Origin of the sequence: Pseudomonas sp. 8209, from assembly GCF_028682105.1 — a bacterium.
GTDB lineage: Bacteria > Pseudomonadota > Gammaproteobacteria > Pseudomonadales > Pseudomonadaceae > Aquipseudomonas > Aquipseudomonas palmensis.
In genome coordinates this window covers 96,869-112,335 of record NZ_JANIAH010000003.1, presented here as the reverse complement: position 1 = coordinate 112,335, position 15,467 = coordinate 96,869, and the positions used below count along the sequence as shown (strand labels likewise).

General features: G+C 65.6%; 16 protein-coding genes. 7 read left to right on the top strand and 9 right to left on the bottom strand.

The window, feature by feature from the left end; genetic code table 11:
• Window positions 1–93 precede the first annotated feature (93 nt).
• A complete protein-coding gene (gene hslO / locus NP552_RS07255; protein WP_043861626.1) occupies window positions 94–996 on the bottom strand; it encodes an Hsp33 family molecular chaperone HslO in 903 nt (300 codons plus the stop codon).
• Window positions 997–1,101: 105 nt separating this feature from the next.
• On the opposite strand from hslO, the gene NP552_RS07250 reads away from it, so the two are divergent.
• Window positions 1,102–1,905: a phosphatase PAP2 family protein gene (locus tag NP552_RS07250; protein ID WP_043861625.1), complete on the top strand. Its 804-nt coding sequence runs from the start codon at window positions 1,102–1,104 to the stop codon at window positions 1,903–1,905.
• On the opposite strand, the gene NP552_RS07245 is transcribed toward NP552_RS07250, so the two are convergent.
• The gene (locus tag NP552_RS07245; RefSeq protein WP_043861624.1) at window positions 1,902–2,303 is read right to left on the bottom strand and encodes an RNA-binding S4 domain-containing protein; all 402 of its coding nucleotides are present in this window, start codon (window positions 2,301–2,303) and stop codon (window positions 1,902–1,904) included. The genes NP552_RS07250 and NP552_RS07245 overlap by 4 nt on opposite strands.
• Before the next feature lie 109 nt (window positions 2,304–2,412).
• Between NP552_RS07245 and rimB the strand changes: the two genes are divergently transcribed.
• Together rimB and rimK are read left to right on the top strand one after the other, a co-directional pair.
• Window positions 2,413–2,895, top strand: coding sequence for a retropepsin-like aspartic endopeptidase RimB (gene rimB / locus NP552_RS07240; protein WP_054915912.1), 483 nt, complete (start codon window positions 2,413–2,415; stop codon window positions 2,893–2,895).
• Entirely contained in the window at window positions 2,892–3,797 is a 906-nt protein-coding gene (gene rimK / locus NP552_RS07235) for a 30S ribosomal protein S6--L-glutamate ligase (protein WP_043861622.1), read from the top strand. Before rimB ends, rimK begins: the two co-directional genes overlap by 4 nt.
• A gap of 12 nt (window positions 3,798–3,809) precedes the next feature.
• Here rimK and NP552_RS07230 read toward each other — a convergent pair whose 3' ends face one another.
• Together NP552_RS07230 and ompR are read right to left on the bottom strand one after the other, a co-directional pair.
• A complete protein-coding gene (locus tag NP552_RS07230; protein WP_043861621.1) occupies window positions 3,810–5,123 on the bottom strand; it encodes an ATP-binding protein in 1,314 nt (437 codons plus the stop codon).
• Between the two features lie 124 nt (window positions 5,124–5,247).
• Window positions 5,248–5,988, bottom strand: coding sequence for an osmolarity response regulator transcription factor OmpR (gene ompR, locus NP552_RS07225; RefSeq protein WP_043861620.1), 741 nt, complete (start codon window positions 5,986–5,988; stop codon window positions 5,248–5,250).
• Window positions 5,989–6,230: 242 nt separating this feature from the next.
• Between ompR and NP552_RS07220 the strand changes: the two genes are divergently transcribed.
• The 4 genes from NP552_RS07220 (at window position 6,231) to NP552_RS07205 (ending at window position 11,297) form a co-directional block, all read left to right on the top strand.
• Entirely contained in the window at window positions 6,231–8,546 is a 2,316-nt protein-coding gene (locus NP552_RS07220) for a Tex family protein (RefSeq protein WP_058541685.1), read from the top strand.
• The gene (locus NP552_RS07215; RefSeq protein WP_052504261.1) at window positions 8,543–8,929 is read left to right on the top strand and encodes a PaaI family thioesterase; all 387 of its coding nucleotides are present in this window, start codon (window positions 8,543–8,545) and stop codon (window positions 8,927–8,929) included. The genes NP552_RS07220 and NP552_RS07215 overlap by 4 nt, the downstream gene beginning before the upstream one ends.
• A 153-nt stretch (window positions 8,930–9,082) precedes the next feature.
• Window positions 9,083–10,669: a glutamate--cysteine ligase gene (gene gshA, locus NP552_RS07210; RefSeq protein ID WP_043861618.1), complete on the top strand. Its 1,587-nt coding sequence runs from the start codon at window positions 9,083–9,085 to the stop codon at window positions 10,667–10,669.
• 1 nt (window position 10,670) lies between these two features.
• Window positions 10,671–11,297 (top strand): TetR/AcrR family transcriptional regulator, encoded by a 627-nt coding sequence (locus tag NP552_RS07205; protein ID WP_043861617.1) that lies wholly within the window; start codon window positions 10,671–10,673, stop codon window positions 11,295–11,297.
• 78 nt (window positions 11,298–11,375) lie between these two features.
• Here NP552_RS07205 and NP552_RS07200 read toward each other — a convergent pair whose 3' ends face one another.
• Genes NP552_RS07200 through NP552_RS07180 form a run of 5 tightly spaced genes read right to left on the bottom strand, consistent with a single transcriptional unit; the run spans window position 11,376 to window position 15,406 of the window.
• Window positions 11,376–11,591 carry a TOBE domain-containing protein gene (locus tag NP552_RS07200; protein ID WP_043861616.1) on the bottom strand — a complete coding sequence of 72 codons (216 nt, stop codon included), beginning with the start codon at window positions 11,589–11,591 and terminating at the stop codon, window positions 11,376–11,378.
• A gap of 28 nt (window positions 11,592–11,619) precedes the next feature.
• Entirely contained in the window at window positions 11,620–12,432 is an 813-nt protein-coding gene (gene ssuB, locus NP552_RS07195) for an aliphatic sulfonates ABC transporter ATP-binding protein (RefSeq protein WP_043861615.1), read from the bottom strand.
• Window positions 12,429–13,223, bottom strand: a complete 795-nt coding sequence (ssuC, locus tag NP552_RS07190) for an aliphatic sulfonate ABC transporter permease SsuC (RefSeq protein ID WP_043861614.1) — start codon at window positions 13,221–13,223, stop codon at window positions 12,429–12,431. The genes ssuB and ssuC overlap by 4 nt, the downstream gene beginning before the upstream one ends.
• Before the next feature lie 10 nt (window positions 13,224–13,233).
• On the bottom strand, window positions 13,234–14,382 hold the full coding sequence (gene ssuD / locus NP552_RS07185; RefSeq protein WP_274096600.1) for an FMNH2-dependent alkanesulfonate monooxygenase: 1,149 nt from the start codon (window positions 14,380–14,382) through the stop codon (window positions 13,234–13,236).
• A 58-nt stretch (window positions 14,383–14,440) separates the two neighbouring features.
• Entirely contained in the window at window positions 14,441–15,406 is a 966-nt protein-coding gene (locus tag NP552_RS07180; protein WP_054915910.1) for a sulfonate ABC transporter substrate-binding protein, read from the bottom strand.
• Window positions 15,407–15,467: the final 61 nt, after the last annotated feature.

Here is a 15,467-nt window from a genome sequence, read left to right as displayed (position 1 = left end):
ATTATGCCAGAAACGCCCAAAAAAAGTAGGGCCCTCCTGTCAGAACGGCGTGTTTCCGGCGTTCGACAGGAGATTTACCTGAGCTTAAACGTTTTAGTGACGAGTATCTGACGGTGCGTCAACACCCCCGCCGGCGAACAATTGTGCGATTTCGGTTTCATCGAACAGGTAGCGCTGGTTGCAGAACTGGCAGTCGATTTCGATCGCCCCGCCATGCTCGGCCGCCAGGGCCAGGGCATCGTCCTGGCCGAGGCTGACCAGCGCGTTGCCCGAGCGCTCACGCGAGCAGCTGCAGCGGAACTGCAGCGGCTGGATATCGAACAGGCGCACGGCATCTTCGTGGTACAGACGGTGCAGCACGGTCTCGTTGTCCAGGCCCAGTTGCTCTTCGGCCTTCAGCGTATTGGCCAGGGCCGTGACGTGCTTCCAGCTGTCTTCGCGGTCGTCCTCGTCCTTCTGGCGGTCGGCCGGCAACTGCTGCAGCAGCAGGCCGCGGGCGCGCTGGCCATCGGCGTTGAGCCAGAAGCGCGTGCCCACCTGCTGGGACATCACGAAGTAGTTGGTGAAGCACTCGGAGAGGTTCTCGCCATCCAGGTCGACAATGCCCTGGTAGCGCTGGCCCTGCGCCGGGTCGATGGTCAGCGCCAGCTGGCCATCGGGCATCAGGTCGCCCAGGGTGGCATCGGGGGCGATCTGCTCGGCGTGGTAGCGCGCCAGGCCACGGATGTCGCGCTCGCTGGAGCACTCGATCATCAGCAGCGGGATCGGCCCTTCGGAGCGTGCCTGCAGGATCAGCAGGCCGTCGAACTTGAGCGCCCCCACCAGCAGCGCCGCCGCGGCCATCAGCTCACCGAGCAGTTGCGCCACCGGCTGCGGGTAGGGGTGCTTGGCCAGGACTTCGGCGTAGCTGCGCTCGAGCGAAACCAGTTCGCCGCGTACGTCGCGCTCGTCGAAGATGAAGCGTTGGGTGAAGTCGGTATCTGGCAAATCGGACATGGTTTCTGGCTTTCTGAAAGATGACAAAATAATTTCAAGGGCCTATAAAGCCCCGTTTAGAGCACCAGAATGGTGCGAACGATAGCGCTGTAAAAGAGGTAGTTTATGGACAATCCACCCCTGTTCCAAGCCAGGTGGGCTTGGGGCCCCCTGTGTCTGGCTACGTTGATTCCCGTTGCACTACTGTGTTTCTGGTTATGGCCCGTTGGCCAGGCCCTTTGCATGGCGCTCGACGAATGGCTGTTCCACGCCCTCAATCGCCCACTGGCCGACAATACCCTGTGGCGCAGCATCTGGACCCTGGGCAGCCTGCGCCCGTTCGACATCGTGGTCGGGCTCATCATGCTGATGCTGCTGATTCGCGGCGACTGGGTATTCAAGGCCGTCGAGGTGCGCCGGGCGTTTTTCGGCTTCCTGGTGACCCTGCTGGTGCTGGTGGTGATCCGCGCCCTTTTCTCCAAGCTGGTACGCCTGATGGGCTGGCAGCACCATAGCCCGTCGATGGTGTTCAGTGACGCCATCATGCTCAGCGACTACTACCCGGCGCTCGAAGCGCGCTGGGAGCTCAAGGACCGTTCCAGCCAGAGCTTCCCCGGCGACCACGCCTCGGTGCTGCTGCTGTGGGCACTGTTCATGAGCCTGTTCAGCCGCCGCCTGATGCAGCATGTGCTGATCTGGGCACTGGCGGTGCTGTTCATGCTGCCACGCCTGGTGGCGGGTGCCCACTGGGGCCAGGACGACTATATCGGCGGCCTGGGCATGGCCATCCTGGCGCTGGGCTGGAGTTACTATACGCCGTTTGCTGCCCGGACCAGCGCCGGCCTGGTGCGTGTCACCGCGCCCTTGTTCGGTTGGCTGGCACGGCTGCCGCTGCTCGGCCGCCTGAGCGTGATCGGCGCGCGGGGCTAACCGGCGCTGTCGTGCAACTGATGTAGCTGGCGGCGCTGCTTCTTGGTGGGCCGCCCGTCGGTGCTTACCCCAAGGGCGCCGGCCTTGCGCAGCGCCGCGGCCTGCTCGCGGCGTGCCAGGCTCTGTGCAGTCTCCTCGTACAGCGCCTGTGCCTCGGGTGCGCCGCGGCGCACCACCGACAGCGCGGTAACCACCACGGTACGTTCGTCGAAACCGGTACGCAGCACGAACTCGTCACCCACCCGCGGCTCCTTGCCCGGCTTGCAACGCTCGCCCCGACAATGCACCTTGCCGCTCTCGATCGCCGCCTTGGCCAGGGCGCGGGTCTTGTAGAAGCGCGCCGCCCACAACCATTTGTCCAGGCGAACCTTGTCGTCCTCTTCCGGCTTTTGTGCCATGGCATTTCCCCGATTCATTTGTTTCATGGAACTGTACTACCGTAACTGGCGGATGCAAAAAATACGCGGCGTGCTTACAGTTCACCGACTTTTACCCAGGTTGTGCATCTTGAAGACATTTGACCATTTGAGCGTGATCGGCCTGCGCGAGTGGGTGGCCTTGCCCGACCTCGGCGTGGCAGGCCTGCGCGCCAAGATCGACACCGGCGCCAGCACCTCCAGCCTGCACGCCACCGAAGTGGAAACCTTCGAACGCGATGGTGAAACCTGGGTCCGCTTCAACGCGCACCTGGGTTCGGTGGTACAACTGCGTCACCGGCGCTGCGAAGCGCCGCTGGTGACGATGAAGACCATCAAGAGCTCCAATGGCCATGCCCAGACCCGCTACGTGATCCGCACGCCCCTGGCGCTCGGCGACCGGGTGTGGGAAGTGGAGTTCACCCTGGCCTGCCGCAAGGCCATGCGCTATCGCCTGCTGCTCGGCTCCAAGGCCCTGGTACACGGCCAGCTGGTGGTCAACCCGGGCCTCAAATACGTACAGGACAAGCCGGCCTCTCCGGCCACCATTACCCCCTCCACAGGTGTTGCATGAAGATCGCTGTGCTGTCGCGGAACCCGCGTCTGTATTCCACTCGTCGTCTGGTCGAAGCCGGTACGCAACGAGGCCATGAAATGGTTGTGATCGATACCCTGCGCGCCTACATGAACATCGCCAGCCACAAGCCGCAGATCCACTATCGCGGCAAGCCGCTGGAAGGGTTCGACGCCGTCATCCCGCGCATCGGCGCGTCAGTGACGTTCTATGGCTGCGCGGTGCTGCGCCAGTTCGAGATGATGGGCGTGTTCCCGCTCAACGAATCGGTGGCCATCGCCCGCTCGCGGGACAAGCTGCGCTCGCTGCAACTGCTGTCGCGCCGTGGCATCGGCCTGCCAGTCACCGGCTTTGCCCATTCGCCCGACGACATCCCCGACCTGATCCAGATGGTCAACGGCGCCCCCCTGGTGATCAAGGTGCTCGAGGGCACCCAGGGCATCGGCGTGGTGCTGTGCGAAACCACCAAGGCGGCCGAGTCGGTGATCGAGGCCTTCATGGGCCTGAAGCAGAACATCATGGTGCAGGAGTACATCAAGGAGGCCGGTGGCGCCGACATTCGCTGCTTTGTGGTGGGCGACAAGGTGATCGCCTCGATGAAGCGCCAGGCCAAGCCCGGCGAGTTCCGCTCCAACCTGCACCGGGGCGGCACCGCCAGCCTGATCAAGGTCACCCCGGAAGAGCGCATGACCGCCATCCGCGCTGCCAAGGTCATGGGCCTGAGCGTGGCCGGCGTGGATATCCTGCGCTCCAATCACGGCCCGCTGGTGATGGAGGTCAACTCCTCGCCGGGCCTGGAAGGCATCGAGGTCACCACCGGCAAGGACGTGGCCGGGATGATCATCGAACACCTGGAGAAGAACGGCGGGCCGAACCTGACCCGCACCAAGGGCAAGGGCTGAGCCCTTGCGTCCCTACACCGCGTCGCGTGGCAGCAGCAGGCCCAGGGGCAAGCGTACCCGCGCCTCGATGCCGCCACCGGAACGGTTGCGCAGCTCCACATTGCCGCCGTGCTGGGCGGCAATGCGCTTGACGATAGCCAGGCCCAGGCCGGTGCCCTTGCCGCTGCGGGCGCGATCACCGCGAATGAACGGATTGAAGATCGCCTCCAGCTCACCCGGATCGATGCCGGCGCCGCGGTCGAGCACGCTCAGCACCACGTAGGGCGCGCTGGTGTCACCCGAGACATAGGCCGCCACTTCCACGCCCTGCCCGGCGTGATGCAGCGCATTGCCGATCAGGTTGTTGAGCAGGCGCTTGATCGAAACCCGGCGCAGCGGAAACGGCGGGATCGGCTCCAGGCACAGCCGCACCTGCTCTTCGGGCTGGTTGAACGGCGCGACCACCTCGCGAACCAGGTCGCTGAGGTCCACCTCCTCGACCGGCTCGTCGCGGCCATCGCGGATGAACGCCAGGAACTGGTCGAGAATCGCGTCCATGTCCTCGATGTCGCGCACCATGTCATCGGTCAGGTCGCTTTCGTTGGCCAGCAGCGACAGCGACAGGCGCAGGCGCGTCAGCGGCGTGCGCAGGTCATGGGACACCCCGGCCAGCATCAGCTCACGCTCGCGCCCCGCCTGCTCGACATCCTCTGCCATCTGGTTGAAGGCCCGGTAGACCTCGGTCATCTCGCTGGGCGTGTCGCTGATCGGCAGGCGCACGCTGCGCCCCTGGCCCAGTTGCCGGGCGGCGAACACCAGGCGCTTGAGCGGCTGGTTGAGCTGGCGCACGAAGATCCAGGCCGAAGCCGTGGACAACAGGCCGATGGCCAGGAACCAGCCCAGCACGTTCCAGATCTTCTGGCCGCGCAACGGGTGCGGGTACAGCGGCACCTTCAGCCAGCCATCGCCCAGGCTCGGGGCCTGTACCCACAGCGCCGGCGGCGCATGGATGCGCAGGCGCACCTCGGTGTCCTCGCCCAGTTCGGCCTGCATCTGGCGCTGGTAGATCTCGCTGTAGGGCCAGTGCTGCTCACCCTCGGGCACACCGGTGCCGACCACCCGCTTCAAGCCGGCGGCTTCGGCAATCTTCTCGCGGTTTTCCTCATCGGCCGCCCAGTAGGCGCGCAGCGTCAGTGCGACGCCGTGGCTGTACTGGCGGTCCACCAGCACGTCCTCGTTCATCAGCAGGTACACCAGCGTCAGTGCCTTGGAGAACAGCACCACGGCCAGCACCAGCCACAGCGTGCGGGCGAAGAAGCTTTGGGGGAACCACAATGGCGTTTTCATGGGCGACGGCTACACGGTTGGCAGGAGCGAGCGCGGCTCGCAGGCGTTGCGGATTTCGGCACAGGCAAAAACAGGGCAACCCGAGGGGCGCCCTGCCTATGCTGACCTGCTCCTGTACAAGGCTTCACTTGCCGGCATTGCCATCCGGCACGAAGACATAGCCCACACCCCAGACGGTCTGGATATAGCGTGGCTTGGAAGGGTCGGGTTCGATCATGCGGCGCAAACGCGAGATCTGCACATCGATGGAGCGCTCCAGGGCGTCCCACTCGCGACCGCGCGCCAGGTTCATCAGCTTGTCGCGAGTCAGCGGCTCGCGGGCATGCATCACCAGCGCCTTGAGCACCGCGAATTCGCCGGTGGTGAGCATGTGCACTTCGTCGCCGCGCTTGAGTTCGCGGGTGGCCAGCGACAGCGCGTAGTCGCCGAAGGTGACGGTTTCGTCCTCGCTGCCTGGTGCGCCCGGTACCACCGGGGCCTGGCGACGCAGCACGGCCTTGACCCGCGCCATCAGCTCGTCGGGGTTGAACGGCTTGGCCAGGTAGTCGTCGGCACCCAGTTCCAGGCCCTTGATGCGGCTGAGTTCGTCACCCTTGGCGGTGAGCATGATGATCGGCACCTGGTTGTTTGCCCCGCGCAGGCGCTTGCAGGCGGTCAGGCCGTCTTCGCCGGGGAGCATCAGGTCGAGCACGATCAGGTTGAACACTTCACGCGCCAGCAGGCGGTCCATCTGTTCGGTGTTGGGTACGGCGCGGGCACGGTAGCCCTTGCTGGTGAAGAAACGCTCCAGCAGGCTGCTCAGGCCCGGGTCGTCATCGACGATGAGGATTTTCTCGCCTTCGGCGGGTTGTGCAGTGCTGCTCATGGGTAGCTCCTTTAATCTCGGCGGGCATTATGGCTTAGGCGCCATTTGAGCGTGCCGTGTGCATTGTTAGCAGATTTTTCCCAAGTCGCCAGCGGCATGCCCCGACAGGCTGGCGCGCCGCGATCCCCGCAAGCCCGGATCGCTGGGTATAATGCGCCGCTTTGATCCAGCGTCGCCCTGCTCGAGCGCGCCCCGTGGCGCCGGCCTGCGGCCTTTGCATTCACGAATTGTCAGGTGGTTTTATGGACAGCATCAACAGCCGCATCGCCGAGGAACTCGGTGTCCGCCCGCAACAGGTCGAAGCGGCCGTGGCTCTACTTGATGAAGGCTCCACGGTGCCCTTTATCGCCCGTTACCGTAAAGAAGTGACCGGCAGCCTGGACGACACCCAACTGCGCAACCTGGAAGAGCGCCTGCGCTACCTGCGCGAACTCGACGACCGCCGCGCCAGCATCCTGGCCAGCATCGAGGAGCAGGGCAAGCTGACCCCGGAGCTGGCCCGCGAGATCAAGCTGGCCGACACCAAGACCCGCCTCGAAGACCTTTACCTGCCGTACAAGCAGAAGCGCCGCACCAAGGGCCAGATCGCCCTGGAAGCCGGCCTGGGCGAGCTGGCCGACGGCCTGTTCAACGACCCGCAGCTGAACCCGGAAACCGAAGCAGCGCGCTTCGTCGACGCCGAAAAAGGCGTGGCCGACGTCAAGGCGGCCCTCGAAGGCGCCAAGTACATCCTCATGGAGCGCTTCGCCGAAGACGCCAGCCTGCTGGCCAAGCTGCGCAACTTCCTCAAGCAGGAATCGGTGCTCAGCGCTCGCCTGGTGGCCGGCAAGGAAGAGGAAGGGGCAAAGTTTCGCGACTACTTCGAACACGACGAGCCGCTCAAGAGCGCGCCCTCGCACCGCGCCCTGGCGATCTTCCGCGGGCGCAACGAAGGCGTGCTGTCGGCCAGCCTCAAGGTCGGCGAAGAGCTGCCCGGCACCCTGCACCCCTGCGAAATGATGATCGGCGAGCACTTCGGCGTGAAAAACCAGAACCGCCCAGCCGACAAGTGGCTGGGCGAAGTGGTGCGCTGGACCTGGAAGGTCAAGCTCTACACGCACCTGGAAACCGACCTGTTCGGCGAGCTGCGCGACAACGCCGAGAGCGAGGCGATCAACGTGTTCGCCCACAACCTGCATGACCTGCTGCTGGCCGCCCCGGCCGGCCCGCGCACCACCCTGGGCCTGGACCCGGGCCTGCGCACCGGCTGCAAGGTGGCGGTGGTGGATGCCACCGGCAAACTGCTCGACACCGCCACGGTGTACCCGCACGTACCCAAGAACCAGTGGGACCAGACCATCGCCGTGCTCGCCGCCCTGTGCGCCAGGCACAAGGTCGAGCTGATCGCCATCGGCAACGGCACCGCCAGCCGTGAAACCGACAAGCTGGCCGCCGAGCTGATCAAGAAATACCCAGCCTTGAAGATGACCAAGATCATGGTCTCCGAAGCCGGCGCCTCGGTGTACTCGGCCTCCGAGCTGGCGGCCAAGGAATTCCCCGACCTGGACGTGTCGATCCGCGGCGCGGTGTCGATTGCCCGTCGCCTGCAGGACCCGCTGGCCGAACTGGTCAAGATCGACCCCAAATCCATCGGTGTGGGCCAGTACCAGCACGACGTGTCGCAACTCAAGCTGGCCCGTGGCCTGGATGCGGTGGTCGAGGACTGCGTGAACGCCGTGGGCGTGGACGTCAACACCGCCTCGGTGGCGCTGCTGGCACGCATCTCGGGCCTCAACAGCACCCTGGCGCAGAACATCGTGGCACACCGCGATGCCAACGGTGCCTTCAAGACCCGCGCCGCGCTGAAAAAGGTCAGCCGCCTGGGCGAGAAGACCTTCGAGCAGGCCGCAGGCTTCTTGCGCGTGATGAACGGCGACAACCCGCTGGACGCCTCGGCGGTGCACCCTGAAGCCTACCCGCTGGTACAGCGCATCGCCGCCGACACCGACCGCGACATCCGCTCGCTGATCGGCGACAGCGGCTTTCTCAAGCGCCTGGACCCGAAAAAATTCACCGACGAAACCTTCGGCCTGCCGACCGTCACCGACATCCTGCAAGAGCTGGACAAGCCCGGCCGCGACCCGCGCCCCGAGTTCAAGACCGCCGAGTTCCAGGAAGGCGTCGAAGACCTCAAGGACCTGCAACTGGGCATGATCCTCGAAGGCGTGGTCACCAACGTGACCAACTTCGGCGCCTTCGTCGACATCGGCGTGCACCAGGACGGCCTGGTACACATCTCGGCGCTGTCGGAGAAGTTCATCAAGGACCCGCGTGAAGCGGTCAAGGCCGGCGACGTGGTCAAGGTCAAGGTCATGGAAGTGGACATTCCGCGCAAGCGCGTGGGCCTGTCGATGCGCATGGGCGACACCCCGGGCGAGAAAATCGACGGCGCCCGCGGCAGCCGCCCGGGCTCGGCACCGCGCCAGCAGCAGCCGGCACGCGCCAAGGAGACCCCGGCCCCGGCCAACAACGCCATGGCCTCGCTGTTCGCCAACGCCAAGCAGTTGAAGAAGAAGTGACCGACCTGCCCGAAGAGCAGGTGCGCAGCGCATTCAGCCAACTGCTCGGCTGTCGCCTGCAACGCCTCGACCAGGGCGTTGCCGAGGTGGCCCTGGCCCTTGAGCCGCACCTGCGCAACCGCGGCGGCAAGCTGCATGGCGGGGCGATCTTCAGCCTGGTCGACATCGCCATGGGCCTGGCCTGCTCCAGCGCCCATGGCTTCGACAAGCAGAGCGTCACCGTGGAATGCAAGATCAACTACCTGCGTCCGGTCAGCGAGGGCGAGGTGCTGTGCGTGGCCCGCGTGCTGCAGGCCGGGCGGCGCATCCTGGTGGTCGATGCCGACGTGCTGCAAGGCGAAAAACTGATGGCCAGGGCCCAGGGCACCTTCACCGTGCTCTAGCCGCAAATGCCCAATGTGCGGTACTTTCGGCAGTGCGCGGGCACTGCCGGAACCCTGCGAAAACCAGGCGACCACGCCAGTTCCTCTGTCCACCCTTGTAGACCGTCGTTTCCACCCCCATATTGGGGCGACTGACGCGTGAAGGAATCCATCTTGAGCGAACTTCTCAACCGCCGCCTGAGCCTGCTCGGCCAGGGCGACAACCTCTCCCTGCTCAAGCAGTGCCTGCACGGCATCGAGCGTGAATGCCTGCGCGTGACCGAGGACGGTCGTCTGGCCCAGACCCCGCACCCCGAAGCCCTGGGCGCGGCCCTGACCCACGAGCAGATCACCACCGACTATTCCGAGTCGCTGCTGGAGTTCATCACCCCTGCCCTGGCCGACCCTGCCCAGACCCTCGAAAGCCTCGAGAACATCCATCGCTTCGCCTACAGCAAGCTCGGTAACGAATACCTGTGGAGCCCGTCGATGCCCTGCCCGCTGCCGGCCGAGGAAGACATCCCGATCGCCTGGTACGGCACCTCGAACATCGGTCAGCTCAAGTACGTGTACCGCAAGGGCCTGGCCCTGCGCTACGGGCGCACCATGCAATGCATTGCCGGCATCCACTACAATTTTTCGCTGCCAGAACAGATCTGGCCGCTGCTGCGCCAGGCCGAAGGCCAGGCGGGCGACGACCGCGACTACCAGTCGTCGGCGTACATCGCACTGATCCGCAACTTCCGTCGCTACAGCTGGCTGCTGATGTACCTGTTCGGCGCCTCCCCGGCGCTGGACGCAGGCTTCCTGCGCGGCCGCGCGCACCAGCTCGAACAATTCGATGCCGACACCCTGTACCTGCCCTACGCCACCAGCCTGCGCATGAGCGACCTGGGTTACCAGAGCAACGCCCAGGCCGGCCTGACGCCGTGCTACAACAACCTGGCCAGCTACACCGACAGCCTGCGCAAGGCCGTCGCCACGCCCTATGCGCCGTATGTCGAGATCGGCACGCACAAGGATGGCGAGTGGGTGCAGCTGAACACCAACATCCTGCAGATCGAAAACGAGTACTACTCCAACATCCGCCCCAAGCGCGTGACCTACAGCGGCGAGCGGCCGATCCAGGCGCTGATGGCCCGCGGCATCCAGTACATCGAAGTACGCTGCCTGGACATCAATCCGTTCCTGCCCACCGGCATCGACCTCACCGAAGCGCGCTTCCTCGACGCCTTCCTGCTGTTCTGCGCACTGGAGCAGAGCCCGCTGCTGGACAATGGCGAGTGCGGCCAGTGCACCAGCAACTTCCTCAGCGTGGTCAAGCAGGGCCGCAAGCCTGGCCTGGAACTGCAACGTGACGGCCAGCCGGTCGCGCTCAAGCAGTGGGCCGACGAGCTGCTGCAACGTATCGCCCCGCTGGCCGAACTGCTCGACCGCAGCCACGCCAGCGACGAGCACGCCAAGGCCCTGGCCGCGCAGGCGGCCAAGGTCAGCGACCCGTCGCTGACGCCGTCGGCCCAGGTGCTGGCGAGCATGACCGAGCACAAGGAGAGCTTCAGCCGCTTCTCCCTGCGCCAGAGCCAGGCGCATGCCGACTACTTGCGCGGCACGCCGCTGAGCAGCGAGGCGCAGCAGCGTTTCGAGGCCCTGGCGCGTGAATCGCTGGAGGCCCAGGCCACCCTGGAGCGCGAAGAGGACGTGGTCGATTTCGACCTGTTCGTGGGCGCCTACCAGGCCAGCATCCTGGCGATCAGCAACTGACATGAGCCGTGCAGCCACGCCCCGCAAACCGCGCGCTGCCAGCCAGGCCCGGATCGACTCGATCCTGGCCGCCGCACGCGACCTGCTGGCCAGCGAAGGCGTGGCCAGCCTGTCGATCTATGCAGTGGCCGAACGCGCACAGATCCCACCCTCGTCGGTGTACCACTTCTTCGCCAGTGTGCCGGCGCTGCTCGAAGCCTTGACGGCGGATGTGCACAGCGCCTTTCGCGCCTGCCTGCAGGCGCCGATCGAGCCTGGCAGCCTGCAGCACTGGGGCGACCTGTCGCGCCTGGTGGAGCAGCGCATGCTGAGCATCTACAACCAGGATGCGGCGGCGCGCCAGCTGATTCTGGCGCAGCATGGGCTGAGCGAAGTGACCCAGGCCGACCGCCAGCACGATATCGAGCTGGGCGACCTGATGCACAAGCTGTTTGCCGAGCACTTCCGGCTGCCGGCGTTGCCGGACGATGTGGATGTGTTTGCCCTGGCGATGGAGCTGGGAGACCGGGTGTATGCCCGTTCGGTGCAGCTGCACGGACAGATCACCCCGCGCATGGCGGAGGAAGGAATGCGGGTGTTCGATGCGTACCTGGGGTTGTACCTGCCGCCCTTTCTGCCCAAACGCTGACGGCCCTTTCGCCGGCAAGGCCGGCTCCTACAGGCCCGCTGTAAACCTGTAGGAGCCGGCCTTGCCGGCGAAGCTTTTTCAGAGCTTGGCGATCGACACTTCAGTCGACTTCACGAACGCAATCACCTCACTGCCCACCACCAGTTCCAGCTCCTTGACCGAACGGGTGGTGATCACCGAGGTGACGATGCCCGATGCCGTCTGCACGTCGATTTCCGACAGTACAGGACCTTCCAGGATTTCTTTCACAGTGCCTTTGAACTGGTTACGTACGTTGATCGCTTTGATGGTCATGTGCAGGTTTCCTTTTAAAGACGAAAGATCAATGGGCCCAACGCAGTTGCGTGGGCAAAGGTGCTACAGGTTCAGGCTCGGGCGGGGTGCCCGGCACCGACAGGACACGGTTCAGCACTTCGGTTTCCAGCGCCGCCAGGCGATGCGAGCCGCGTGCCCGCGGACGCGGCAGGTCGACCAGCAGGTCCAGGCCGATCTCGCCGTCCTCGATCAGGATCACCCGATCGGCCACCGCCACCGCTTCGCTGACGTCATGGGTCACCAGCAACACGGTGAAGCCGTGCTTGCGCCACAGGTTCTCGATCAGTTGCTGCATCTCGATCCGGGTCAGCGCATCCAGTGCGCCCAGCGGCTCGTCCAGCAGCAGCAGGCGCGGCTGGTGAATCAGCGCACGGGCCAGGGCCACGCGCTGCTTCTGCCCACCGGACAACGCCGCCGGCCACTCGTTGGCCCGGTCTGCCAGGCCCACCGCCTCCAGCGCCTGCAACGCACGCTCACGCCAGTTGCCGGTAAGCCCCAGGCCGACGTTGTCGATGACTTTCTTCCAGGGCAGCAGGCGCGCCTCCTGGAACATCAGCCGGGTGTCCTCGCGGGCATCGCTGAGCGCCGCAGAACCGGCCAGCAGCTCGCCGGCACTGGGCTGGTCGAGCCCGGCCAGCAGACGCAGCAGGGTGCTCTTGCCGCAGCCGCTACGGCCGACGATGGCAACGAACTGGCCCGCCGGGATGTGCAAGTCGATGTCGCGCAGCACCTGACGTTGGCCAAAGGTCTTTTGCAGCTTGTGCACGGCCAGCGGTATTCCGCGCAGCAGCCGTGGCGGTTGTTCCTTGAGCACGGTCATGCGCCGTCTCCCTTGCTGACTTGATAGGCCGGGTGCCAGCGCAGCCATACACGCTCCAGGCCACGGGCGGCCAGGTCGGCGAGCTTGCCGAGCACGGCGTACAGCACGATCGCCAGCACCACCACGTCGGTTTGCAGAAATTCGCGGGCGTTCATCGCCAGGTAGCCGATGCCGGCGTTGGCCGAGATGGTTTCGGCCACGATCAGGGTCAGCCACATGAAGCCCAGCGCGAAGCGCACGCCCACCAGGATCGAGGGCAGCGCACCGGGCAGGATCACCTGGCGAAACAGCGCAAAACCGCTCAGGCCATAGCTGCGGGCCATCTCCACCAGCGCCGGGTCGACGTTGCGGATGCCGTGGTAGGTGTTCAGGTAGATCGGGAACAGGGTGCCCAGGGCCACCAGAAAGATCTTTGCCGACTCGTCGATGCCGAACCACAGGATCACCAGCGGGATCAGCGCCAGGTGCGGCACGTTGCGGATCATCTGCACCGAGCTGTCGAGCAGGCGTTCGCCCCACTTCGACAGGCCGGTGATGAAGCCCAGCGCCAGGCCGATGCTGCCGCCGATCACGAAGCCGACCGCGGCGCGCCAGCCGCTGATGGCCAGGTGGGTCCAGATTTCGCCGCTGCGCACCAGCTCCACGCCGGCACTGAGCACCGCGCTCGGCGCTGGCAGGATGCGCGTCGACAGCCAGCCGGCGCTGACCGCCAGCTGCCACACCGCCAGCAGCAGCACGGGCAGGGCCCACGGCGCCAGGCGATGCGACAAGGGAATGGAGGATCGTTTCATGCTTCGATCCTCACGCCTTGGCCGCGGCTTTGGGCAGGATGTCGTTGGCGACCATCTCACCGAACGGGCTTACGTAGTTGGCACCGGCCGGGGCCTGGGGGCGCTGGATGTCCAGGTGCGGGAACAGCAGTTCGGCCACGCGGTAGGACTCTTCCAAATGCGGGTAACCGGAAAAGATGAAGGTGTCGATACCCAGGTCGGCGTATTCCTTGACCCGTGCGGCCACGGTCGGGCCATCGCCGACCAGCGCGGTGCCGGCACCGCCACGCACCAGGCCGACCCCGGCCCACAGGTTGGGGCTGACCTCCAGGTTGTCGCGGTTGCCGCCATGCAGCGCAGCCATGCGTTGCTGGCCCACCGAGTCGAAGCGCGCCAGCGAGGCCTGGGCACGGGCAATGGTGTCGTCGTCCAGGTGCGAGATCAGACGCTCGGCCGCTTGCCAGGCCTCGGCGTTGGTCTCGCGCACGATCACGTGCAGGCGGATACCGAAACGAACGCTACGGCCCTGCTGGGCGGCCTTGGCGCGCACCTGTTCGATTTTCTCGGCCACGGCGGCCGGTGGCTCGCCCCAGGTCAGGTACAGCTCGACCTGTTCGGCGGCGAGGTCTTGCGCCGCTTCCGACGAGCCACCGAAGTACAGCGGCGGGCGTGGCTGTTGCACCGGCGGGTAGAGCAGCTTGGCGCCTTTTACCTTGATGTGCTGGCCATCGTAGTCGACGGTTTCGCCTTCCAGCACGCGGCGCCAGATGCGGGTGAATTCCACCGAGGCCTGGTAGCGCTCTTCGTGACTGAGGAACAGGCCGTCGCCGGACAGCTCTTCCGGGTCGCCACCGGTCACCAGGTTGAACAGCGCACGGCCATTGGACAGGCGGTCGAGGGTCGCGGCCTGGCGTGCCGCCACGGTCGGCGAGATGATTCCCGGGCGCAGGGCCACCAGGAACTTCAGGCGCTGGGTCACCGGAATCAGCGACGCGGCCACCAGCCACGAGTCTTCGCACGAGCGGCCGGTAGGGATCAGCACGCCACCGAAGCCCAGACGGTCGGCGGCCTGGGCGATCTGTTGCAGGTAACCATGATCGACAGCGCGAGCACCTTCGGCGGTGCCAAGGTAATGACCGTCGCCGTGGGTTGGCAGAAACCAGAAAACATTGAGGCTCATTGGAGTTGTCTCCTAAGGGGTGGCGCAAGCCGGGGCGGCGCCCCGGTGCGGTCGAACGTCAAGGCGCGGTGGCGACCTTGGCCGGTGGCGTCCAGATCACATCCTTGATGCTCAGCGGCTTGGGAATCAGCTTCAGGGTATGGAAGGTGTCGGCGATCTTCTGCTGGGCGGTGACCACGTCCGGGGTCAGGAAATGCGCACCGTAGCCCTGGCGCTTGACCGAGGTCAGGGTGATGTCGGCCGGCAGGCCCAGCAGCGGCGCCACCTGGTCGGTGACCTCCTGCGGGTTGGCCTTGGACCACTCGCCCACCGCGCGCACCTCGTCCACCAGCGCGGCGATCACCTCAGGGTGCTGCTGCGCATAGGGCCGGGTGGCCAGATAGAACTGGTGGTTGTCGACGATGCCACTGCCATCGCGCAGGGTGCGTGCCTGCAACTGCTGCTCGGCGGCGGCCTGGTACGGGTCCCAGATGACCCAGGCGTCGACGCTGCCACGCTCGAACGCGGCGCGGGCATCGGCTGGCGGCAGGAATACCGGCGTGATGTCGGTGTACTTGAGGCCGGCGTCTTCCAGGGCGCGCACCAGCAGGTAATGCACGTTGGAGCCCTTGTTCAGGGCGACCTTCTTGCCCTTGAGTTCCTTCACCGACTGGATCGGCGAACCCTTGGGTACCAGGATCGCCTCGCTGGTGGGGGCCGGCGGCTCGTAGGCCACGTAGAGCAGGTCGGCACCGGCGGCCTGGGCAAACACGGGCGGGGTTTCGCCGGTCACGCCAAAGTCGATGGAGCCCACGTTGAGGCCCTCGAGCAGCTGCGGGCCGCCGGGGAATTCAGTCCACTGCACCTGCACGCCCTGGGCGGCCAGGCGCTTTTCAAGGGAGCCCTTGGCCTTGAGCAGCACCAGGGTGCCGTACTTCTGGTAACCGATGCGCAGGCTCTCGGCCTGGGCTTGAGTGATGGCGCCGAAGGACACAGCCGCAGCAAACAGAGCGACCAGACCGCGACGCAAAACGACAGTGCGCATAGCGCTCTCCTTTTTGCTGTGGGGGTTCAGGCTGCACCTGCTTGCCCGTTGGCGGGCGAGT

Excerpts from the sequence above, each read along its gene's own strand:
- ssuC (WP_043861614.1), bottom strand. The coding sequence starts at position 13,223 with ATGAAACGATCCTCCATTCCCTTGTCGCATCGCCTGGCGCCGTGGGCC.
- NP552_RS07180 (WP_054915910.1), bottom strand. The coding sequence starts at position 15,406 with ATGCGCACTGTCGTTTTGCGTCGCGGTCTGGTCGCTCTGTTTGCTGCG.
- NP552_RS07205 (WP_043861617.1), top strand. The coding sequence starts at position 10,671 with ATGAGCCGTGCAGCCACGCCCCGCAAACCGCGCGCTGCCAGCCAGGCC.
- ssuB (WP_043861615.1), bottom strand. The coding sequence starts at position 12,432 with ATGACCGTGCTCAAGGAACAACCGCCACGGCTGCTGCGCGGAATACCG.
- NP552_RS07250 (WP_043861625.1), top strand. The coding sequence starts at position 1,102 with ATGGACAATCCACCCCTGTTCCAAGCCAGGTGGGCTTGGGGCCCCCTG.
- NP552_RS07200 (WP_043861616.1), bottom strand. The coding sequence starts at position 11,591 with ATGACCATCAAAGCGATCAACGTACGTAACCAGTTCAAAGGCACTGTG.
- ssuD (WP_274096600.1), bottom strand. The coding sequence starts at position 14,382 with ATGAGCCTCAATGTTTTCTGGTTTCTGCCAACCCACGGCGACGGTCAT.
- NP552_RS07220 (WP_058541685.1), top strand. The coding sequence starts at position 6,231 with ATGGACAGCATCAACAGCCGCATCGCCGAGGAACTCGGTGTCCGCCCG.
- rimK (WP_043861622.1), top strand. The coding sequence starts at position 2,892 with ATGAAGATCGCTGTGCTGTCGCGGAACCCGCGTCTGTATTCCACTCGT.
- hslO (WP_043861626.1), bottom strand. The coding sequence starts at position 996 with ATGTCCGATTTGCCAGATACCGACTTCACCCAACGCTTCATCTTCGAC.
- NP552_RS07230 (WP_043861621.1), bottom strand. The coding sequence starts at position 5,123 with ATGAAAACGCCATTGTGGTTCCCCCAAAGCTTCTTCGCCCGCACGCTG.
- NP552_RS07245 (WP_043861624.1), bottom strand. The coding sequence starts at position 2,303 with ATGGCACAAAAGCCGGAAGAGGACGACAAGGTTCGCCTGGACAAATGG.
- ompR (WP_043861620.1), bottom strand. The coding sequence starts at position 5,988 with ATGAGCAGCACTGCACAACCCGCCGAAGGCGAGAAAATCCTCATCGTC.